Annotated in this window: 22 protein-coding genes; 10 read left to right on the plus strand and 12 right to left on the minus strand. The window is 56.8% G+C overall.

The window, feature by feature from the left end; translation table 11 throughout:
• Nucleotides 1-372: 372 nt before the first annotated feature.
• A complete protein-coding gene (gene tyrS, locus GHN92_RS10845) occupies nucleotides 373-1,572 on the minus strand; it encodes a tyrosine--tRNA ligase (protein ID WP_094999963.1) in 1,200 nt (399 codons plus the stop codon).
• Between the two features lie 213 nt (nucleotides 1,573-1,785).
• Here tyrS and GHN92_RS10850 point away from each other — a divergent pair, with 213 nt between their 5' ends.
• Together GHN92_RS10850 and GHN92_RS10855 are read left to right on the plus strand one after the other, a co-directional pair.
• Complete coding sequence (locus GHN92_RS10850; RefSeq protein ID WP_094999962.1) at nucleotides 1,786-3,195, plus strand: peptidoglycan DD-metalloendopeptidase family protein; 1,410 nt, start codon at nucleotides 1,786-1,788, stop codon at nucleotides 3,193-3,195.
• Nucleotides 3,196-3,198: 3 nt separating this feature from the next.
• On the plus strand, nucleotides 3,199-4,290 hold the full coding sequence (locus GHN92_RS10855) for an anhydro-N-acetylmuramic acid kinase (protein ID WP_095019510.1): 1,092 nt from the start codon (nucleotides 3,199-3,201) through the stop codon (nucleotides 4,288-4,290).
• Nucleotides 4,291-4,363: 73 nt separating this feature from the next.
• Here GHN92_RS10855 and erpA read toward each other — a convergent pair whose 3' ends face one another.
• Both erpA and argC read right to left on the minus strand, forming a co-directional pair.
• Nucleotides 4,364-4,714: an iron-sulfur cluster insertion protein ErpA gene (erpA, locus tag GHN92_RS10860; RefSeq protein ID WP_016782396.1), complete on the minus strand. Its 351-nt coding sequence runs from the start codon at nucleotides 4,712-4,714 to the stop codon at nucleotides 4,364-4,366.
• A gap of 148 nt (nucleotides 4,715-4,862) precedes the next feature.
• Nucleotides 4,863-5,897 carry an N-acetyl-gamma-glutamyl-phosphate reductase gene (argC, locus tag GHN92_RS10865; RefSeq protein WP_095019509.1) on the minus strand — a complete coding sequence of 345 codons (1,035 nt, stop codon included), beginning with the start codon at nucleotides 5,895-5,897 and terminating at the stop codon, nucleotides 4,863-4,865.
• A 133-nt stretch (nucleotides 5,898-6,030) separates the two neighbouring features.
• Between argC and hemJ the strand changes: the two genes are divergently transcribed.
• The 6 genes from hemJ (at nucleotide 6,031) to coq7 (ending at nucleotide 10,060) form a co-directional block, all read left to right on the plus strand.
• A complete protein-coding gene (gene hemJ / locus GHN92_RS10870; protein WP_088378834.1) occupies nucleotides 6,031-6,456 on the plus strand; it encodes a protoporphyrinogen oxidase HemJ in 426 nt (141 codons plus the stop codon).
• Nucleotides 6,457-6,486: 30 nt separating this feature from the next.
• Entirely contained in the window at nucleotides 6,487-7,446 is a 960-nt protein-coding gene (locus GHN92_RS10875) for a nitronate monooxygenase family protein (RefSeq protein ID WP_094999958.1), read from the plus strand.
• 62 nt (nucleotides 7,447-7,508) lie between these two features.
• Nucleotides 7,509-8,024, plus strand: coding sequence for a DUF805 domain-containing protein (locus tag GHN92_RS10880; RefSeq protein ID WP_094999957.1), 516 nt, complete (start codon nucleotides 7,509-7,511; stop codon nucleotides 8,022-8,024).
• Nucleotides 8,025-8,100: 76 nt separating this feature from the next.
• Nucleotides 8,101-8,889 carry an SDR family oxidoreductase gene (locus tag GHN92_RS10885; protein WP_153380139.1) on the plus strand — a complete coding sequence of 263 codons (789 nt, stop codon included), beginning with the start codon at nucleotides 8,101-8,103 and terminating at the stop codon, nucleotides 8,887-8,889.
• Nucleotides 8,890-8,955: 66 nt separating this feature from the next.
• A complete protein-coding gene (locus GHN92_RS10890) occupies nucleotides 8,956-9,294 on the plus strand; it encodes a histidine triad nucleotide-binding protein (RefSeq protein ID WP_094999955.1) in 339 nt (112 codons plus the stop codon).
• 118 nt (nucleotides 9,295-9,412) lie between these two features.
• A complete protein-coding gene (gene coq7 / locus GHN92_RS10895; protein WP_094999954.1) occupies nucleotides 9,413-10,060 on the plus strand; it encodes a 2-polyprenyl-3-methyl-6-methoxy-1,4-benzoquinone monooxygenase in 648 nt (215 codons plus the stop codon).
• Nucleotides 10,061-10,225: 165 nt separating this feature from the next.
• Here the strand turns inward: coq7 and speD are convergent, their stop codons facing one another.
• Together speD and GHN92_RS10905 are read right to left on the minus strand one after the other, a co-directional pair.
• Nucleotides 10,226-11,017: an adenosylmethionine decarboxylase gene (gene speD, locus GHN92_RS10900; RefSeq protein WP_016782404.1), complete on the minus strand. Its 792-nt coding sequence runs from the start codon at nucleotides 11,015-11,017 to the stop codon at nucleotides 10,226-10,228.
• A 240-nt stretch (nucleotides 11,018-11,257) separates the two neighbouring features.
• Nucleotides 11,258-11,680: an OsmC family protein gene (locus GHN92_RS10905; RefSeq protein WP_016782405.1), complete on the minus strand. Its 423-nt coding sequence runs from the start codon at nucleotides 11,678-11,680 to the stop codon at nucleotides 11,258-11,260.
• Between the two features lie 222 nt (nucleotides 11,681-11,902).
• Here GHN92_RS10905 and crp point away from each other — a divergent pair, with 222 nt between their 5' ends.
• Nucleotides 11,903-12,547, plus strand: coding sequence for a cAMP-activated global transcriptional regulator CRP (crp, locus tag GHN92_RS10910; RefSeq protein ID WP_094999953.1), 645 nt, complete (start codon nucleotides 11,903-11,905; stop codon nucleotides 12,545-12,547).
• On the opposite strand, the gene GHN92_RS10915 is transcribed toward crp, so the two are convergent.
• The 4 genes from GHN92_RS10915 to GHN92_RS10930 form a co-directional block, all read right to left on the minus strand.
• Entirely contained in the window at nucleotides 12,544-13,245 is a 702-nt protein-coding gene (locus GHN92_RS10915; RefSeq protein ID WP_153380141.1) for a lipoate--protein ligase family protein, read from the minus strand. The two genes, crp and GHN92_RS10915, sit on opposite strands and share 4 nt — an antisense overlap.
• A gap of 127 nt (nucleotides 13,246-13,372) precedes the next feature.
• Entirely contained in the window at nucleotides 13,373-14,209 is an 837-nt protein-coding gene (trpC, locus tag GHN92_RS10920; RefSeq protein WP_095019506.1) for an indole-3-glycerol phosphate synthase TrpC, read from the minus strand.
• Nucleotides 14,206-15,255, minus strand: a complete 1,050-nt coding sequence (trpD, locus tag GHN92_RS10925; RefSeq protein WP_094999950.1) for an anthranilate phosphoribosyltransferase — start codon at nucleotides 15,253-15,255, stop codon at nucleotides 14,206-14,208. Before trpD ends, trpC begins: the two co-directional genes overlap by 4 nt.
• 9 nt (nucleotides 15,256-15,264) lie before the next feature.
• Nucleotides 15,265-15,858: an aminodeoxychorismate/anthranilate synthase component II gene (locus tag GHN92_RS10930; protein ID WP_094999949.1), complete on the minus strand. Its 594-nt coding sequence runs from the start codon at nucleotides 15,856-15,858 to the stop codon at nucleotides 15,265-15,267.
• 398 nt (nucleotides 15,859-16,256) lie between these two features.
• Here GHN92_RS10930 and estP point away from each other — a divergent pair, with 398 nt between their 5' ends.
• Entirely contained in the window at nucleotides 16,257-18,188 is a 1,932-nt protein-coding gene (gene estP / locus GHN92_RS10935) for an esterase EstP (RefSeq protein ID WP_153380143.1), read from the plus strand.
• A gap of 52 nt (nucleotides 18,189-18,240) precedes the next feature.
• On the opposite strand, the gene trpE is transcribed toward estP, so the two are convergent.
• The 3 genes from trpE to rpe all read right to left on the minus strand — a co-directional run bounded on the left by trpE (nucleotide 18,241) and on the right by rpe (nucleotide 21,282).
• Nucleotides 18,241-19,722, minus strand: a complete 1,482-nt coding sequence (gene trpE / locus GHN92_RS10940) for an anthranilate synthase component I (RefSeq protein ID WP_095019503.1) — start codon at nucleotides 19,720-19,722, stop codon at nucleotides 18,241-18,243.
• A 70-nt stretch (nucleotides 19,723-19,792) separates the two neighbouring features.
• Entirely contained in the window at nucleotides 19,793-20,611 is an 819-nt protein-coding gene (locus tag GHN92_RS10945; protein WP_094999946.1) for a phosphoglycolate phosphatase, read from the minus strand.
• Nucleotides 20,608-21,282 carry a ribulose-phosphate 3-epimerase gene (rpe, locus tag GHN92_RS10950; protein WP_016782414.1) on the minus strand — a complete coding sequence of 225 codons (675 nt, stop codon included), beginning with the start codon at nucleotides 21,280-21,282 and terminating at the stop codon, nucleotides 20,608-20,610. Before rpe ends, GHN92_RS10945 begins: the two co-directional genes overlap by 4 nt.
• Nucleotides 21,283-21,391: the final 109 nt, after the last annotated feature.

Consider the following 21,391-nt stretch of genomic DNA (forward strand, 5'->3'; position numbering starts at 1 on the left):
ATTGCTTGATTCAATTGTTAAAGAGCGGTTGGTCAGCTTTCGCTGTACCGAGGCGCGCATTCTACAGCAGCCTCTGTATCTGTCAAGCGGTTATTTTAAGATGTTTTCAAAGTTTCCTCTGCAACATCAACCACTTGCGCTTTCGATCTCTCGTTAGCGGGATGCGAATTCTACAGCGTTACACGCTGCTGTCAACACCTCATTTCCTGCTTCGATGACTTGAAGCTGACACCGCCGAAAACCATCCAACTCATTGAAACTCAAGGAGTTTTCCGTTTCGACTGCGCCGGAAGTGGGGCGAATTATAGACAGTTACAATTCCGAGTCAAGGGTTAATTGAACAAACCTATCAATTAACCCTAAACCCCAGCATTACTCGGCTTTCAGGGTGATTCGCGCGAAAGCCTTCTTACCTGCCTGACACACATGGGTCGAACCCAATGCATATATATAGGTGCGATCAACCACTTCACCATCTATACGCACACCACCCGACCCCAGCAGGTCGCGCGCCACTGCAGAGTTCTTCACCAGGCCCGCTTTATTAAGGACAGCAGCAATAGGCATATCCTCAGTAGCAGTCAGTTCAACCTCCGGCAGATCATCAGGCAGCTCGCCATCCTTCATCCGGTTACCGGCGCCACGATGCGCATTGGCAGCAGCCTCCTCACCGTGGAAGCGGGCAACAATCTCTTCAGCCAGCTTGATCTTGATGTCTCGAGGATTGGCACCGGCTTCGACTTCAGCCTTGAATGCATTGATTTCGTCCATGGAACGAAAGCTCAGCAATTCAAAGTAACGCCACATCAGAGCATCAGGAATGGAAACCAGCTTGCTGTACATCACGCCTGGCGCTTCCTGGATACCGACATAGTTACCCAGGGACTTGGACATCTTCTTGACGCCATCCAGACCTTCGAGCAAAGGCATGGTCACAATACACTGAGCTTCCTGACCGTAGCCGCGCTGCAACTCACGACCCATCAGCAAGTTGAACTTCTGATCAGTACCGCCCAACTCAACGTCTGCCTTGAGCGCAACCGAGTCATAACCCTGCACAAGCGGATAAAGGAACTCGTGAATCGCGATAGGCTGATTGGTGGTGTAGCGCTTGTCGAAGTCATCGCGCTCAAGCATGCGAGCAACGGTGTATTGAGAGGTAAGCCGAATGAAGTCAGCAGGCCCCATTTGATCCATCCAGGTGGAGTTGAATGCCACCTCGGTTTTTGCCGGATCAAGGATCTTGAACACCTGAGTTTTGTAGGTCTCGGCGTTCTCGAGCACCTGCTCACGCGTCAGCGGTGGACGGGTTGCGCTTTTGCCACTTGGATCACCGATCATCCCGGTGAAATCACCAATCAGGAAGATCACCTGATGACCCAGTTCCTGGAACTGGCGCAGCTTATTAATAAGCACGGTATGACCCAAGTGCAGATCGGGCGCCGTAGGGTCGAAGCCGGCCTTGATTCGCAACGGCTGACCGCGCTTGAGTTTCTCGACCAATTCAGACTCGACCAGTACCTCTTCGGCACCCCGCTTGATTAGCGCTAGCTGCTCTTCTACCGACTTCATATCAGACCCGTAAGGCTCAAATTCAAAGGGAACCAACGATACAAGATCAGGGACTAATTACAAGTTCCGGCAGGCATACGGCCGACTATCCGCGCGCGAATGGTTCGCAGACTTGCTTCAAGGGCGATTTGGTTATATTTTATACAGTTATTTCATATTCATTGTGTCAGTCATCTTTTCCAATTCATCCTTATCTCAAAGTCAAAATCATCTATGACCAGTCAACCGCCTAAAGCGCCACCGCTTTATCCGAAGACCCACCTGCTTGCCGCAAGTGGTATCGCCGCCCTCTTAAGTCTGGCCTTGCTGGTCTTTCCCTCCAGCGAAGTAGAAGCCAAAAGAACGACCCTGAATCTGGAGCTGGAAAGCCCGGCAGAACAACTGACACAAGATCAAGACGCCGCAGATCTCGTTCAAGCCACAAATGAAGCGAATCCATCGCCATTTGCCCAGATTGAACAGCAGGACAGCGCCCCGGTAGCGACCGCCAAAGTCGAGCCAGAAGTTGCCCCTGCCCCAAGCCACCGCGAAGTGATCGTCAGCAAGGGCGATACGCTTTCAACCCTGTTCCAGAAGGTCGGCCTGCCTGCGACCTCCGTGCATGAAGTACTGGCAAGCGACAAGCAAGCCAAGCAGTTCAGCCAGCTCAAGCACGGCCAGAAACTCGAATTTGAAATGAGCCCCGACGGTCAGCAACTGAACAAGCTGCACAGCCAGGTCAGCGACCTGGAGACCATCACCCTCAACAAAACCGCCAAAGGCTATACCTTTCGCCGCGTGACCACCCAGCCGACCATGCGTTCGGCGTATGCACACGGCGTGATCAGCAGCTCCCTGTCTGTTTCGGGTCAGCGCGCAGGCTTGCCACACAGCACCACGATGGATATGGCCAAAGTATTCGGTTACGACATCGACTTCGCCCAGGACATTCGCCCTGGCGACCAGTTTGAAGTGATCTATGAGCAGAAAGTGATCAACGGCAAAACCGTTGGCACCGGCAATATCCTCTCTGCACGCTTTACCAACCGCGGCAAAACCTTCACCGCAGTGCGCTATACCAATAAACAGGGGATCAGCAATTACTACACCGCTGATGGCAGCAGCATGCGCAAGGCATTCATCCGCACACCGGTGGACTTTGCCCGTATCAGCTCGCGCTTTTCCTCAGGCCGCAAGCACCCGATCCTGAACAAGATCCGCGCCCACAAAGGTGTGGATTACGCAGCGCCACGCGGTACTCCAATCAAGGCTACCGGTGACGGCAAAGTGCTTCTGGCCGGCCGTCGGGGAGGCTATGGCAACACCGTGATCATTCAACACGGCAACACCTACCGTACCCTTTACGGGCACATGCAAGGCTTCGCCAAGGGCGTGAAAACCGGCGGTTCGGTCAAGCAGGGCCAGGTGATTGGCTATATCGGTACTACCGGCCTTTCGACCGGCCCGCACTTGCACTACGAATTCCAGGTTAACGGCGTACACGTTGACCCGCTGGGCCAGAAACTGCCGATGGCCGACCCGATCGCCAAGGCCGAACGCACCCGCTTCCTGCAGCAGAGCCAGCCGTTGATGGCGCGCATGAACCAGGAAAAGGCCACTCTTCTGGCCTCGAGCAAGCGCTAAGCCATGGCCCTCTATATAGGCGTGATGTCCGGAACCAGCCTGGACGGTATGGACATTGCCCTTATAGAGCTGGAGGCAGGCATCAGATTGCTCGCCACCCATTACACCCCCATGCCGAAGGCCTTGCGCAGCGAGTTGCTTGGCTTGTGCGCCAGCGGCGCAGATGAAGTGGCCCGCTGTGCAATTGCCGAAAACCACTGGGTCGAGCTGGCGGCTCAGGGCGTCAACACCCTTCTCGCACAGCAACAACTCTCCCCTGCTGATATCCGCGCAATCGGCAGTCATGGTCAGACCATTCGCCACGAGCCCGCCCGGGGCTTTACCGTGCAGATCGGCAATCCGGCACTGCTGGCCGAACTGACTGACATCTGCGTCGTCGGTGATTTCCGTCGTCGCGATGTGGCTGCCGGGGGCCAGGGCGCGCCCTTGGTTCCTGCGTTCCACGAGGCCTTGTTCACAGGTGAAGGCGGCAACCGCGCGGTACTGAACGTAGGCGGCTTCAGTAATCTGAGCCTGATAACCCCCGCCCTTCCCGTTGCAGGATTCGACTGCGGCCCCGGAAACGTCTTGCTGGATGCCTGGATACAGGAAAAACGTGGCGAACTCTATGACCGCAACGGCGACTGGGCAGCCAGCGGCAAGGTTGAACCGCTGCTGCTCAACGCCCTGCTCAGCGACCCGTTCTTCCAGACCCAGGGCCCAAAAAGCACAGGCCGTGAGGTATTCAACCTCGCATGGCTGAAGCAGCACCTGTTCAATCTGCCGACCTTTCCTGCCGAAGACGTTCAAGCAACCTTGCTGGAACTCACCGCACAGACCATCGTGCAGTCGCTGCAAACAGCCCAGCCACACACGGACGAGCTGCTGGTATGCGGTGGTGGCGCCCATAACGCAGCCTTGATGGCCCGCCTTGGCGATTTGCTTGCACCCGCTCGAGTGAGCAGCACCCAGGCCAAGGGGGTTGACCCTGACTGGGTTGAAGCCATGGCCTTTGCCTGGCTTGCCCACTGCTGCCTGGAAGGCATCCCCACCAACCGCCCCAGCGTTACCGGCGCACGCGGCCTTCGCGTGCTGGGCGCCATCTACCCCGCCTGACTCCTCCGCCAAACGCCAGACAGCAAAACGCCGCGAATCGACGCGGCGTTGAGTTTAAAGCCTGTTAATGCAATCAGATCGAGAACGACGAGCCGCAACCACAGGTGGTGGTGGCATTCGGGTTCTTGATTACAAAGCGCGAGCCTTCCAGACCTTCCTGATAATCCACCTCGGCACCCGCCAGGTACTGGAAGCTCATGGGATCGACCACCAGGCTAACGCCTTCGCGCTCAACCAGGGTGTCGTCATCGGCCACTTCTTCATCGAAGGTGAAGCCATACTGAAAACCGGAACAACCGCCGCCCGTAACGAATACGCGCAACTTCAAACGATCATTACCCTCTTCATCGACCAGGCTCTTCACCTTGTGCGCAGCACCTTCGGTGAATTGCAAAGCCATGGGGGTGAAGGATTCGACGCTCATGCTGACTATCTCCCGGCGTTATGCCGCCATAATGCGTGATGACGCGCATTATCCGCTTCTCCTAGAAAAGCGGTCAACTATTCATAAGTAGCAACGGCAAGCGAAGCACTGCCCGCTTGCCGTTTGAAGCCGCAAATCTACGCTGCAGTCAAGGCAACATCCCTGCATGGGACAAGCCCAGACGCTCATCCAGACCGAACATGATGTTCATGTTCTGCACGGCCTGGCCAGACGCGCCCTTGACCAGGTTGTCGATCACCGACAACACCACCACCAGGTCGCCATCCTGCGGACGATGCACCGCAATACGGCATACGTTGGCACCGCGAACGCTACGGGTTTCAGGGTGGCTGCCAGCCGGCATCACATCGACGAAAGGTTCGTTGGCATAGCGCTTCTCGTACAAGGCCTGCAGATCAACGGAGCGATCAACCACGGTTGCGTACAGCGTGGAATGGATACCACGGATCATCGGCGTCAAATGCGGAACGAAGGTCAGCCCCACATCCTTGCCCGCTGCGCGGCGCAGACCCTGACGAATTTCTGGCAAATGACGATGACCTTTAACGGCATACGCCTTCATGCTTTCTGACGTTTCGGCATACAGCGCGCCCACACTGGCACCCCGACCGGCACCGCTCACACCTGACTTGCAGTCAGCAATCAACTGCGACGTCTCTGCAAGACCGGCCTCCAATAGCGGCAGGAAACCCAACTGCGCCGAGGTCGGATAGCAACCTGGCACAGCGATCAAGCGGGCCTTTTTGATTTGCTCGCGGTTCACTTCCGGCAGGCCGTATACGGCTTCGTCCAGTAATTCTGGCGCACCGTGGGGCTGACCGTACCACTTGGCCCACTCTTCGGCATCCTGCAGACGGAAGTCAGCAGAGAGGTCGATAACTTTGGTGCCTGCGGCCAGCAGTTCACCCGCCAGGGCATGGGCTACGCCGTGAGGTGTAGCGAAGAACACCACATCGCACGCGCCCAGGGTTTGCGTGTCCGGCACGCTGAAGGCCAGGCCGTCATAGTGGCCGCGCAGGTTGGGATACATATCGGCAACCGGCAGGCCCGCCTCGGATCGAGAAGTGATGACTACCACTTCTGCCTGCGGATGCTGTGCCAGCAAACGCAGCAATTCGACCCCGGTGTAACCCGTGCCGCCGACAATACCGACCTTGACCATAACCTGCCCTCAACGAAACCACTGGAAAGCCTTTGATAATAGGGTCAGCGCGCCCCTGCGACAACCGCCAAGGTGACTCACAGACGCTCTACTACTACTATTTGATCTACCGTGAACCTGGGAATAACTAAAAATGCTTTATCTATGGCTAAAAGCCTTCCACATCATCAGCATTGTCTGCTGGTTTGCAGGCCTTTTTTACTTGCCCCGCCTCTTTGTTTACCACGCACAAAGCGAAGATTCCGTCAGCAAAGAACGCTTCAGCATCATGGAACGCAAGCTGTATCGCGGCATCATGGGGCCTGCAATGATTGCGACCCTGATCTTCGGCGGCTGGCTATTGTGGCTAAGCCCAGGCTTTCTCAGCCAAGGCTGGATGCACGCCAAGTTGACACTGGTGTTTCTGCTGATTGGTTATCACCATATGTGCGGCGCACAGGTAAAGCGTTTTGCCCGTGGTGAAAACAAACGCACTCACGTGTTCTACCGTTGGTTCAACGAAGTGCCGGTGGTGTTCTTGCTGGCTATCGTAATTCTGGTGGTGGTCAAACCGTTTTAAACTCACATCCTGACTAGCCGAGGTTATCCAATGTCGCTGCCCGCCCTGCTTGAACAACGCTTGCGCCTGCCGGTAGTTGCTGCGCCCATGTTTCTGATTTCCAACCCGCAACTGGTGCTGGCCTGCTGTCGCAACGGGGTAGTGGGCAGCTTCCCTGCACTCAACCAGCGTGAAAGCAGCGGGTTCAAGGCCTGGCTGGAAGAGATCGAAGCCGGGCTCGCCACATTGGATAACCCTGCGCCCTACGCCGTGAACCTGATCGTGCACAACAGCAACCCACGGCTACAGGCCGACCTGGCGATCTGCATCGAGCACAAGGTGCCCATCGTCATTACCAGCCTGGGCGCAGTCAAAGAGGTGGTGGATGCCGTCCACAGTTATGGCGGGCTGGTGTTCCACGATGTCACCACCCGTCGTCATGCCGAAAAAGCCGCAGAAGCCGGGGTCGACGGGCTGATTGCCGTCGCCGCCGGAGCCGGTGGCCATGCGGGCACCTGGAGCCCGTTTGCATTGCTGGCCGAAATTCGCCAGTTCTTCGACAAAACCGTATTGCTCTCGGGTTGCCTGAACCACGGCCACGAGATCCTGGCCGCGCAGATTATGGGCGCAGACCTTGCCTACCTCGGCACGCGCTTTATCGCTACACAAGAGAGCCAAGCGCCTGATGCCTACAAAGAGATGCTGCTGGCATCCCGCGCTGCCGATATCATCCACACCCCGGCAGTGTCAGGGGTACCCGCCAGCTTTATGCGCCAAAGCCTTGAAAATGCAGGTTTCGACCTTGCGGCACTCCAGGGCAAAAGCGAAGCCAGGCTCAAACCGCTGACCGATGAAGCCAAAGCATGGAAAACGGTCTGGTCTGCGGGCCAAGGCGTAGGAGAAATCCACGATCTACCCACCACCGATCAATTGATTGCACGCCTCGATGAGGAATACCGCAAGGCGCATAACCTCACTTCGACGCTGGCCCGACATTGGCCGCATCACTGACAGCACCAAGCCCGCCAATCCCGGCGGGCTTTTGTTAAACACATCCGGACAAGGAAGCCACCATGCCCGAGCTGAGCCTGGACAAAACCCCTCAAGAACACTACGCACCGCTTGACCCTTTGGGATTCAGCGGCCGGATCGGGCGTTTACGGCTACTGGCCTGGAGCATGATCATCAGCATCATCGCCATGATCACGTCACTGCTGGTGCTGCTTGCCGTCAAGGTTTCCCCCACGCTTGGCATTACCTGTGGTGCAACGCTCACATTGGCCTACTTCATCATCAGCCTGAGAATCAGCGCCCAGCGTTTACACGACATAAACTGGTCTGCCTGGATGCTGTTGCTGCATCTGGTGCCAGTGGCCAATCTGGTTCTGTCCCTCATGATGCTGCTGATGCCCGGCACGCCCGGCCCAAATAAATATGGCCCGCCGCCACCGCCCAACAGCCGGGCCGTCAACGTGCTGGCGGCAATCACGATCTTTTTGATTGGATTGGGCATTTGCGCAATGGTTGCCGTGCTGGCTTTGGGCCTGATGACTGCGGTGATCAACGCAGTGAACAGCAACAGCCTGTAGACTGCGTGCCTTAATGAACGCGTTAACGCCAGGGACATCATTGTCACCGGACTGTACCGTTGCAATGGAGAACAGCATGACCCGTTACGCTTTAATCACTGGCGCCACCAGCGGCATTGGCCTGGCCCTGGCTGAAGCCCTTGCCCGACGTGGGCGCAGCCTGATTTTGGTGGCCCGCCAACGGGATGCGCTGGAAACCATTGCCCTTGAGCTGACCCAGCGTTTCGGTATCGAGGTGTTGTTCCGCGCCTGTGATCTTGGCGAGCCCCTGCGCCTGTCCGGTTTTTTGCTCGAACTCGAAGAAGGCGATCGTCAGATCGACCTGCTGGTCAACTGCGCGGGCATAGGCACCTGCGGGCCGTTCCTGGCCCACGACTGGAGTGCCGAACAAGATCTGATCGAGCTCAATGTGCTGGCGCTCACCCGCTTGTGCCACGCCGTCGGCAATATGATGGCCGTCCAGGGCGGCGGGCAAATTCTCAATGTAGCTTCGATCGCCGCCTTCCAGCCCGGGCCCTGGCTCAGCACCTACTTTGCGAGCAAGGCCTATGTGCTGCATTTTTCCGAAGGTTTGCGCGAGGAAGTGAAAAAAACCGGCATCAAGGTTTCAGTCCTTTGCCCCGGCATCACCCGCACCCGTTTTTTTGATGCCGCCAACATTAATACCGACGCCATCAAGCAAAGTACCAGCGCCATGACCCCAGAAGAAGTTGCGCTCTACACTGTGCGCGCACTCGACAAAAACAGGGCGATCATCATTCCCGGGCGGCGCAATCGCTGGATAACTCGCTTGCCACGCCTGCTCTCACGCTGGATGACGCGAAAAATAGCCGCCTCAGTCAACAAATCCTACTGCCCTCGTTAACGAGGCTGGGCGTAACTGACTGCCCTGAGTACACTCAGACCGGACTTCACTCACGGAGACACAGCTTTGGATACTCTGTTCACCAAGATCATCAACCGCGAAATACCCGCCAAGATCATCTATGAAGACGATCAAGTGTTGGCTTTTCACGATATCGCCCCACAAGCACCGGTCCACTTTCTGGTTATCCCGAAAAAACCGATCCGCACGCTCAACGACCTGACCGAAGAAGACAAGCCGCTGGCAGGCCATATCCTGTTCACGGCACAGCGTCTGGCCAAAGAGCTGGGCTGCGAAGACGGCTTTCGCGTGGTGATGAACTGCAATGAAAAGGGCGGTCAGACCGTCTACCACATTCATATGCATGTTCTGGGTCAGCGCCAGATGAACTGGCCGCCGGGTTGATTGATCAATAACTAAGACGCGTGAGCCCGATGGCTCTCGCGTTCACCCGTGATCCAACGCAAACCCCGGCTGCGGGATTGGGGTAAACTGACCGCCGTGATTTTTTCCGGAGGTAAGCATGACTACCCAACGTCACTACTCGCCGATTGACCGTCTTCTGTTACAAGCCGATACCGCCTTGCGAACACTGCTGCCGTTCAGCGGTCAGCCGCATCGGCCGTCGCCTGCCATCGTCAAACCTGAACACCCTTTAGACCCACAGGCCAAGCGTCATGTTGCCGGTCTGATGCGTATCAACCATACCGGCGAAGTCTGTGCTCAAGCCTTGTATCAAGGCCAGGCGCTGACAGCCAAGCTTCCCCATGTGCGTGAGGCGATGGAACATGCCGCGGAAGAAGAAATCGATCATCTGGCCTGGTGTGAACAACGCATCCGTCAACTGGATAGCCACCCCAGCGTGCTGAACCCGTTATTTTACGGCATGTCCTTTGGGATAGGCGCCGCTGCCGGCTTGATTAGTGACAAGGTCAGCCTGGGGTTCGTGGCAGCGACTGAAGATCAGGTGTGCAAGCATCTGAACGAGCATCTTGAGCAACTGCCGCCTGAGGATGAAAAGTCCCGGGCAATTCTTGAGCAAATGCGTATCGACGAAGAACAGCACGCAGAGTCCGCGCTCAATGCCGGCGGTTTTCGCTTCCCTGCCCCGGTGAAGTTCGGCATGAGCCTGATGGCCAAGGTCATGACCAAAAGCACCTACCGGATCTGACAGCACAGTCTTTGTGCAAGCAGGCCAGTTTGCGATTCACGCGCCGCGGCCTTTCTGTCTAACCGTGGTCAGGCCATCGCGAGCAAGCCCGCTCCCACAGGGGTTCTGCGAAGCACAAAAAAAGGCGGCTACCGTGAGGTAGCCGCCTTTTTATGTGCCGAGAATTTACGCCATGTTGCGCGCGTAGAAAATCTCGAGCATTTCGTGTTTCACCCGTTCAGTGACCTGGGCGCGCTGTTCAACCGACAGATTGCTGGTGGCATCGCCGAACAGGTAGTTATCCAGTTCGAACTCCTTGAGCAGCATCTTGGTGTGGAACAGGTTTTCCTGGTACACATTTACGTCGGTCATCTGGTAACCGTCGCGGGTGTCTTCGGAGAGGTAGTTCTGGATCGAATTGATCTCGTGATCGATAAAGTGCTTTTTGCCTTCCACGTCACGGGTGAAACCCCGTACACGGTAATCGACAGTCACGATATCCGAATCAAACTGATGGATCAGATAGTTGAGAGCTTTAAGCGGTGAAATAACGCCGCACGTCGACACGTCAATATCCACACGGAATGTTGCAATCCCATCAACCGGATGAATTTCCGGGTAGGTATGCACCGTGATATGGCTTTTGTCGAGGTGAGCCAGGATGGTCTCGGGCAGCGGGCCTGGGGACTCTTCGATCTGGCTTTCGGTAGGTATTACCGGCTGCTCGGAGATCAGAATAGTCACGCTGGCGCCTTGGGGGTCGTAATCCTGACGGGCAATGTTCAGGATGTTGGCACCAATGATATCAACCACATCTGTAAGGATCTGCGTCAGGCGCTCTGCGTCGTACTCTTGATTGATGTACTCAACATATGCCTGCTGGTCTTGCGGGGTTTCCGCATAACAGATGTCATAGATGTTGAAGCTCAAGGTCTTTGTCAGGTTATTGAACCCGTGGAGCTTGAGTTTGCTTTTCACCGTTATAAAACTCTCTATGTCGATGCGGCTCGGCCGCGTGATCCAGCATGCCCGTCAAGTGCGTGGGACGCACCTGCGTAGGACGGTTAACACCTCTTCGCGATGGCGATTTTGGTTATCTGTTCGGACATGCGGCCGGGAATCAACCCCGCCACTACCCTGAAAAAAGTGGCGCATTATGCAGACGTCAGCGACTGATCGCCAGAGTCTGCATCGCTTTTATGAAAATTGAATGTCCGCTCAGGCCAGTTCAATAATTTCATAGTCATGGCTGATGGCAACACCCGCAGCGCCGAGCATGATCGAAGCCGAACAATACTTCTCGGCCGACAGCTCGATGGCGCGCTTGACCTGGGCTTCTTTCAAACCACGACCCTTGACCACAAAGTGCAGGTGTATTTTGGTGAACACCTTTGGATCTTCGGTGGCGCGCTCAGCCTCCAGAAACGCTTCACAGCTCTCAACCGCCTGACGCGACTTCTTGAGAATGCTGACCACGTCAAAGTTGCTGCAGCCGCCGAGGCCCAACAGCAGCATTTCCATCGGACGCACGCCCAGGTTGCGACCGCCACTCTCAGGCGGGCCATCCATTACAACAACGTGGCCACTACCGGATTCGCCCAAAAACATGGCTTCGCCAGCCCATTGAATGCGTGCCTTCATCGCCCAGACTCCACTGTTTTAAAAGGGGCGCCAGCTTAGCACAGGGCCAGAAACTCATAACTCGCCGCACTGAAGCGTTTCTCCGATAAGCCACTCTGAAAATTCTACTAACCACACAGAACCTGTCTGGTAAGCTGGCGCCAAATAGCCGGCGCCAGCCAGCTAGCACTCTATATAAAAATAGATCTGACCCTTACTGTGCCAGCTTTTCGGGAAACAACCATGGTTGCTCTTACTCCCATACCCAAGATCAAAAACCTCGACAAGTTTTTGACTTTTTGCCAGCGCAAACGCTACCCCGCCAAGAGCAATATCATCTGCGCTGGCGAATCTTCACACACCCTGTTTTTCATCATCAAAGGCTCGGTAACGGTTTTGATTGAAGACGAGGAAGGTCGTGAAATGATCATTGCCTACCTCAATAGCGGCGACTTTATCGGCGAGCTGGGTCTGTTTGAACAGGCAGGCCAGGAGCAGACGCGCAGTGCATGGGTTCGAGCCAAGACCGAGTGCGAAGTTGCTGAAATCAGCTACCCAAAATTCCGAGAGTACACCCAGCAAGAACCAGAAATTCTTTACGCGATGAGTGGCCAAATCGCACAGCGCCTGCGCAACACCACACGCAAGGTCGGTGATCTTGCGTTCTTTGATGTCACCGGAAGAGTGGCTCGCTGCCTGCTGGAACTGTGCAAGCAACCGGACGCCATGACCCATCCCGATGGCATGCAAATCAAGATCACTCGGCAGGAAATCGGCAGGATTGTCGGCTGTTCGCGAGAGATGGTAGGACGCGTACTCAAAAGCTTGGAAGAACAGAACCTGGTAAGCGTCAAAGGCAAGACCATGGTGGTGTTCGGTACGCGCTAAACCTTGAGCAAGGGCGCCAGGAGCTGTTGATAACTGGCACTCAGGCGCTCAAAGAAATCCGGAGCGGCAAAGGCCTCGTGCAGCGCAACATGGCTGTCGGCCATGCAATATTGCTCCAGATCGCATAACCGATTGAATCGATTGACTGCAGCCACCATCGACTCACGTTCGTTATCCACCAGCAAGGCACCGTGCACAAGACCGACAGGGCGCTGCCCGCCTTTGCTCTGGCGCCAGCGCTGGGCGGTGCCTACCAGTTTTCGGGCATTGAGATTGACGTTGAAGCGACCATCACAAAACGCGCCTTCAACCTCCCCCAAAGACGCCTCCCCACCCAATTGCGTCAACAAATCACAGATGGGCTCGCACAAACGGCGATAAGCCGTTTCGATACGCCCATGATCGCCTTCACTGGGTAAAGGTGCGTAAACCAGGGCAATATTGACGGTCGATGCCGATTGCGGAACGGGTTCGCCACCGGTTTCACGCAGCAGGATTGGCCAGCCACTGGCAGCCAGTTCGACACTGGCCTGCTCAAAACCGGGCAGGCGACTCAAGCGCCGTGGCATGACCAGCGCCCGGTCGGTGGGCTGCCAGAACAGCACACCCGCCTCGCACTCACCGGCACACACAGATGCCAGTAAATCCTGTTCGGCCTTGAGGCCGGCTTCGACGGTGAGTTGCTGAATGGGTGTCATGGGATTCCTTATCAGACACTGAGCCCTTGTGGGAGCGGGCTTGCCCGCGATTCAGGCGCCGTGGCCTGACAGGCAAATCGCACTGATGCTATCGCGAGCAAGCCCGCTCCCACAGGGGGGGATTGGGTCAATCCAGGGTCGAGCCCGTCACTGCAGTAGCACGCTCAGGGAAGAACAAGCGCTGCAGTTCATTGCCCGGGTTTTCGGCACGCATAAAGGCTTCGCCCACCAGGAACGAATACACTTCGCTGATTTCCATCAACTCCACATCCGCCCGGTTGAGAATGCCGCTTTCGGTAATCACCAAACGGTCACGGGGAACGCGCGGCAACAGGTCCAGCGTGGTTTCCAGGCTGACTTCAAAGGTGTGCAGGTTGCGGTTGTTGATACCCACCAGCGGTGTGTCGAGGGTTTTAAGCGCACGTTCAAGCTCATCGCCATCATGCACTTCAACCAGCACATCCAGCCCGACGCTTTTGGCAACAGCCGCCAGCTCGGCCATTTTTACGTCGTCCAGGGCAGAGACGATCAACAGCACACAGTCGGCGCCCAACGCCCGGGCTTCGACGACCTGGTAAGGGTCGATCATGAAGTCCTTGCGGATAACCGGCAAAGTACTCGCGGCACGTGCCTGCTGCAGGTACGCATCGGCACCCTGGAAGTAGTCGATATCGGTCAGCACTGACAGGCAGGTAGCGCCACCTGCCTGATAGCTTTTAGCAATCTCGGCAGGCACGAAGTGCTCGCGAATCACACCCTTGCTCGGCGATGCCTTTTTGATTTCAGCAATCACCGCGGGCTGTTTTTTCCTGGCCTGCGCCAGCAAGGCACTGGCAAAACCACGAACAGGATCAGCCTGAGCGGCCAAACGCTCAAGTTCAGCCAGGCTTACCCGCGCACTGCGCTCGGCAACCTCCTGAACTTTACGCGCCAGAATATTTTCCAGAACGGTTGGCACACTCATGCTTCATTCTCCTGCTTGAAAATCGCGGTAAAGGCGCCGAGCTCTTCGAGCTTTTCCCGGGCCAGCCCGGTATGCAGCGCGTCGTGGGCCAATTCCACACCTTCTTTGAGTGTGTAGGCAAGGTCCGCGGCGTACAGAGCAGCACCTGCATTGAGTACAATCATTTCAGCCGCTTTCTGGCCTGCTTCGGTTTTGCGCCGCCCCAAGGCATCACGGATCAGCTCCAGCGATTGCTCCGGGCTGTCGACCACCAGGCCAAACAGGCTTTGGCTCTTGATGCCAAGGTCTTCAGGCTGAACCCAATACTCCTTGATTTCACCTTTATGCAATTCCGCTACAAAGGTCGGTGCTGCCAGGCTGAACTCATCCAGGCCATCCTGCGAGTGCACCACCAGCACGTGCTTGCTGCCCAGACGCTGCAACACTTCAGCCAGGGGCCGGCACAGCGCCTGATTGAACACGCCGACCACTTGATGCAATACACCAGCCGGATTCGTAAGCGGGCCAAGCATATTGAACAGGGTACGCAGGCCAAGATCGCGACGAGGGATGGCCGCATGCTTCATGGCGCCATGATGGCATTGTGCGAACATAAAACCGATGCCCACGCTGTCAATGCAGCGGGCAACTTGAACCGGGGTCAGGTTCAGGTACACACCGGCCGCTTCCAGCAGGTCGGCACTGCCGCTTTTACCGGACACCGCGCGGTTGCCATGCTTGGCCACCGTGCAGCCAGCGGCCGAAATCACCAACGCCGAAGCGGTGGACACGTTGAAAATATTCGCGCCGTCGCCGCCGGTACCAACGATATCGACCACGCCGTCCAGGGTCTTGAGTTCAACCTTGTCTGCCAGCTCGCGCATCACGGTCACGGCACCGACGATTTCGTCGATGCTTTCGCTCTTCATGCGCATGCCCATCATGAACGCGCCAATCTGCGCCTCGGTGCATTGACCGGTCATGATGTCGCGCATCACATCACGCATTTCATCGGTGGTCAGGTCGAGGTGACCGACGATACGGTTCAGGGCTGTCTTGATATCCATTTGAAGTCCTTAGCGCGTGCCGCCGGTTTGTTTAAGAAAGTTGGCAAACAGTTCATGACCCTGTTCGGTCAGGATCGACTCAGGGTGAAACTGCACCCCTTCGATGTTCAGCGTCTTGTGGCGCAGGCCCATGATCTCGTCGACCGAGCCATCTTCAAGCTGGGTCCAGGCCGTCAGCTCCAGGCAATCCGGCAGGGTGTCGCGCTTGACCACCAACGAGTGGTAACGGGTTACGGTCAGCGGATTATTGAGGCCCTGGAACACTCCGGTATCGAGGTGATAAACCGGACTGGTCTTGCCGTGCATCACCTGGCGCGCGCGTACCACATCGCCGCCAAAGGCCTGGCCGATGGACTGATGGCCCAGGCACACGCCCAGGATCGGTAGTTTGCCCGCAAAGTGCTTGATGGCTTCAAGAGAGATGCCCGCCTCATTTGGCGTGCATGGACCGGGCGAGACCACAATGCGCTCGGGCTGGAGCGCTTCGATCTGGGCCACGGTCAACTCATCGTTGCGTACCACCTTGACCTCGGCACCCAACTCGCCGAGGTACTGCACAACGTTGTAAGTAAAAGAGTCGTAATTATCGATCATCAGCAACATGTTGCTAAACCTCTGAATTCACTGACATTCAAAACTGTTTTCAGAATGCATTACCCGCAGTTTCGATTGCTGGATTGAACACACCAACCGAGGGGTAGCCATTCAGGAAAACGCAGGGGGCAGGTCCGGCGAGGCCGGCAGAGAAATATTAGGCGCGCCAACGCCAACGGCCATGGGCCTTGAGAACTCGCATAAAGAGTTTGCTGATGATCAACACAGGAAGGGTCTCATTTCTACGTCATGGCACAGTAACGTAGCCTTGCAACAGGTGCAACACGGGGCAGCACATACGGGGAAAAACACCTGTTAAGTACTTTGTGACTTTGTTTTGCATGAAACATTTAATACAGATTGTCTTGCTAAGGTCTGTAACCCAAATAATAAAAACAGGTCGTCACATGCGCAGGTTTTCCCTACTTATCCCCCTGGCGGGATGTATCTTGTCCGTCGTCAGTGAACGAGCAGTTGCAGCACCCTCCCCGTACTCCACCATGATTGTGTTCGGCGACAGCCTGAGCGACTCGGGGCATTATCCAGGGGTAGGCAGTGGCATGCGTTTCACCAATCTCACCGGACCGACGTACAAGGAATACCGGGGTGAGGAATATGCTGGCGTTGCGCCCACTCGGCTGGGCATAAAACTGGGTATCGCACCCGCAGATCTGCGCCCGTCCACATCGCCGGGTAACTTTCTTACCGGGGAACCCGACGGCAACAACTGGGCGGTGGGCGGCTATCGCACAGACCAGATACTCAATTCCATCAAGACCGAGTCAAAGGTCGCCTTCCCGGATGACTGGGCCTTGGTAGGCGGCTACGTCCTGCGCAGCAAGCCTGGTTACCTTGTGCAGAACAGCTTCACGGCTGACCCCAAGGCGTTGTATTTCATTTCAGGTGGCGGCAATGACTTTCTCCAAGGCAAGGTCACCAACCCCGCCGAAGCAGGCCAAGCCGCACAAAGGCTGGCGGCAAGCGCCCACACCCTGCAACAGGCAGGGGCACGCTACATCATGGTCTGGCTGCTGCCCGATCTGGGCCTCACGCCAGCCGTTTACGGTACACCCACACAGGCTGGCACCAGCGCCCTGAGCGCTCTGTTCAATCATGAGCTAACCCAGCAACTGGCGCAGATTGACGCCGAGGTGATCCCCCTCAATATCCCGCTGCTGCTGCGTGAAGCCATCGCAGACCCCACCCGTTATGGCCTGGCACTGGGGCAGGACCTTGTCGCGACCTGTTTCAACGGCGAAGAGTGTACGGAAAACCCGCAGTACGGCCTCAACAGCGCAACCCCCAACCCGGCCAAACTGCTGTTCAACGACTCGGTACACCCCACCGAGACAGGACAACAGCTGATTGCCGACTATGCCTACTCATTGCTGGCCACCCCATGGGAGCTGACCTTGTTACCCGTCATGGCCCAAGGCTCGCTAAACGCCCATCAAGACCAACTGCGTCACCAATGGGCTGGCGATAACGGCCATTGGCAAGCCGTTGGCCAATGGAGACCCCTGCTCGCCGGTGGCGGGCAACGCCTGGAAATCGACAAGCAGGCCACGTCCGTGAGTGCCGATGGCAAAGGCTACAACCTGAACATCGGCACCAGCTACAGGCTGGATGAAACCTGGCGATTTGGCGTTGCAGGCGGGTTTTACCGGCAACGCCTGGAGACCGGAGCCAATGAATCGGACTACAAGCTCAACAGCTATATGGGCAGCGTGTTTGCCCAATACCAGCACAGTCACTGGTGGGGTGATGCCGCACTGACTTTGGGCAGGTTGGATTACGACAGCCTAAAGCGTAAATTCGCGCTTGGTGTGGGTGAAGGCATGGAGCAAGGCCAGGCCGACGGACATCTGCGGGCATTAAGTACACGCCTGGGGTATGAAATCGCACAGGCTGCAGACCTGTGGCAGCTGTCGCCTTTTATCAGCGCCGACTACTCGCGGGTGGAAGTTAACCGCTATGAAGAAAAGGGCCGACGTTCGACTGCATTGAACTACGAAGAGCAGACACTGGTTTCAAAGCGCCTGGGCGCGGGTTTGCTCGCCAGTTACCAGGCCACCCCACAGACTCTGCTGTTCGGCGAAGCCGCCCATGAGCATGAGTTCCAGAGCGATACCCAGCGCCTGAATACCGCGCTCAACAGCCTGCCCAACAATCGCTTCAAACTCGAAGGCTATACGCCGCCAAGCAACCTCGGGCGTATCAGCCTGGGGGCTAGCCACAGGCTGACCGCCGACCTCAGGCTGCAGGCGACTTATAACGTAAGGAAAAGTGATGGCGTGACGCAACAGGGCGCCAATATCGGGCTAAGTCTGAATTACTAAAGCCTGTGGAAGGGAGCGGGCACGCTCGCTCCCACAAGCCGGTTGCAGGTTTTTAATCCCGCGGGGTGTGCTCGGCCAGGGCCACGGCACGGAACATTGCTCGGCGCTTGTTCAGCGTTTCTTCCCATTCCAGGGCCGGGACCGAATCAGCAACAATGCCGCCACCGGCCTGCACATGCAGCTCTCCGTCCTTGATCACTGCAGTACGGATCGCAATCGCTGTATCCATATTGCCGTTCCAGGCGAAGTAACCCACAGCCCCGCCATACACACCGCGCTTGACCGGCTCCAGTTCGTCGATGATTTCCATCGCACGAATTTTCGGTGCGCCAGACAACGTACCCGCCGGCAGAATCGCCCGCAGTGCATCCATCGCTGTGAGCCCGCTTTTAAGCTGGCCGGTGACGTTGGACACAATGTGCATGACGTTGGAATAACGCTCGATCACCATTTTCTCGGTGAGCTTGACCGAACCGACTTCAGATACACGACCCGTGTCATTACGGCCCAGGTCGATCAGCATCAGGTGCTCGGCGATTTCCTTGTCATCACTGAGCAGGTCTTCTTCAAGCGCCAGATCAGCCTCTTCGGTTGCGCCACGCGGACGCGTGCCGGCAATCGGGCGTACGGTAATCAGATTGTCTTCAACCCGTACCAGCACTTCCGGCGAGCTGCCCACAACATGGAAGTCGCCAAAGTTGAAGAAGTACATATACGGCGTAGGGTTGAAGCAGCGCAGAGCGCGATACAGGTCGATGGGCGCAGCCTTGAAGTCGATGGACATTCGCTGCGAGGGCACTACCTGCATGCAATCGCCCGCAAGGATGTAGTCCTTGATGGTATCGACGGCTTTCTCGTAATCGCCCTGGGTGAAGCTGGAGCGAAACACCGGGTCAGCCGACTGCTGCGCTGTAAAGTCCAGGCCGCGACGCGGGGTAATCGGTTGACGCAGTTGTTCAAGCAGCGCCTCAAGCCGGGCCTGGCCTTCTTCATAAGCCTCAGGCTGAGCCGGGTCGACCAGCACAATCGCGTGCATCTTGCCCGCCAGGTTGTCGAACACCACCACGGCGTCCGATACCATCAGCAAAATATCCGGCACACCCAGAGGATCGGGGTTCGGGCACTTGCCCAGGCGTTTCTCCACATAACGTACGCAGTCATAGCCGAAATAGCCCACCAGGCCACCGTTGAAACGCGGTAAGCCGGCGATGGTCGGCACGTTGTAACGGGCCTTGAACTGCTCGACGAAGGTCAGTGGATCCTCAACCTCACAGGCTTCGATCTCGACACCGTCATGGGTCACGCTGACCTGATGATCATGCACACGCAACACAGTGCGGCATGGCAAGCCAATAATCGAATAACGCCCCCACTTCTCGCCGCCCTGCACCGACTCCAGCAAATAGGAGTTGGGCTGATCGGCCAGCTTCAGGTAGATCGACAACGGCGTGTCGAAGTCAGCCAGGGTTTCGCGTGCAAGGGGGATACGGTTATAGCCGGCAGCGGCCAAACGCAGGAATTCTTCGCGGATCATGAGGTGCCTCGTGGTCTGAGGGTAAAACGGTCAGGTATGCAAACGTGCCGACTGCGCGGCCAGATTCAAGTCAGGCGCGCCAACGCCAGCGGGCCAGGGCCTTGATGACTTTCATCCAGAGTTTGCGGGTGACCACCACGATGGAATCTCTTCGAGAGGGGGAAACAGAATTGCCCAACGTTATCTCAGGCGCAGATTCTAAGCAACCGGCTATCAGCTCTTGCAGGTTACCAATCACCATATCCGGTGACTCTTCTTCAATCGGGCGACCGTGGTTGTAGCCGTAACTCAGCGCTACGCAACGAACACCGGCAGCCTTGGCGGCCAGCACGTCATTTCGCGAATCGCCGACAAATATCGATTGCGCGGGAGTAGCGCCAGCCATTTTCATTACAAACAGTAAGGCAGCAGGGTCGGGTTTTGTCTGTGGCAGGGTGTCGCCACCGATAATCCAGCGGAAAAACCGCCCCAGTTTCAACTCATCCAGTAATGGCGCCACAAAGCGTTCGGGCTTGTTGGTGATCAGGGCCATTTCAACACCCTGCTTTTGCAGCCACTTGAGGCTTTCACGCACACCGGGGTAGACCTTGGTGTGTGCATGGCCACCGTCGTAGGCTTCCATGAAAATTTCCAGTGCCTGTTCGGCCTCTGTGTCATCAACACCACTGCCGTCCATATTCCCGGCCAGGGCACGGCGCACCAGCATGGGCGCGCCGTTACCGATCCACAGCCGTACGTTTTCAATCCCGGCGGGCGGACGACCGAGCTTGAGCAGCATGGCCTCCACGGCAACGGCCAAATCCGGTACCGAATCAATCAGGGTGCCATCCAGATCGAACATCACCAATTTTGGCAGCTGCCCCTGGAGTAGCTGCTCAAAGCGGCTCATGGGCGGGCCAACGCAAGCTCGGCACGCATTTTCTGAATCACTTCTTCATAGTTTGGCGTGTTGAAAATGGCGGAGCCGGCGACAAAGGTATCGGCACCGGCTTCAGCGATTTCACGGATATTGCCAACGTTTACGCCGCCGTCGATTTCCAGACGAATCTCGCGACCGCTGGCATCGATCAGGGCACGGGCTTCGCGCAGTTTGTTGAGCGTGCCGGGAATGAATTTTTGCCCGCCAAAGCCCGGGTTCACGCTCATCAGCAAGATCATGTCGACCTTGTCCATCACGTACTTGAGCACATCCAGCGGGGTGGCCGGGTTGAACACCAGACCAGCCTTGCAGCCGCCTTCGCGGATCAGTTGCAGGGAGCGGTCGATGTGCTGGGTCGCTTCGGGGTGGAAGGTGATATAGGTGGCGCCGGCTTCGATAAAGTCGCCGATGATGCGATCGACCGGGCTGACCATCAGATGCGCATCAATCGGTGCGGTGACGCCGTACTTGCGCAGGGCGGCGCAGACCATCGGGCCGATGGTCAGGTTGGGTACGTAATGGTTGTCCATGACATCGAAGTGAACGATATCAGCACCCGCGGCGAGTACGTTGTCCACTTCTTCGCCGAGACGGGCGAAATCGGCGGAAAGAATCGATGGGGCAATAGCGAAGGGCTGCATGACGCACCTTTTAGTGGGCTAAACACGGTGGCGCGCATTGTATACCGCTGGCTATGTGCCGCACACCGTAGCAGCGATGATTGGCCATTTGTAGCAGCTGCCGAAGGAA

Source organism: Pseudomonas sp. FSL R10-2964 (genome assembly GCF_009600035.1).
GTDB lineage: Bacteria > Pseudomonadota > Gammaproteobacteria > Pseudomonadales > Pseudomonadaceae > Aquipseudomonas > Aquipseudomonas bubulae.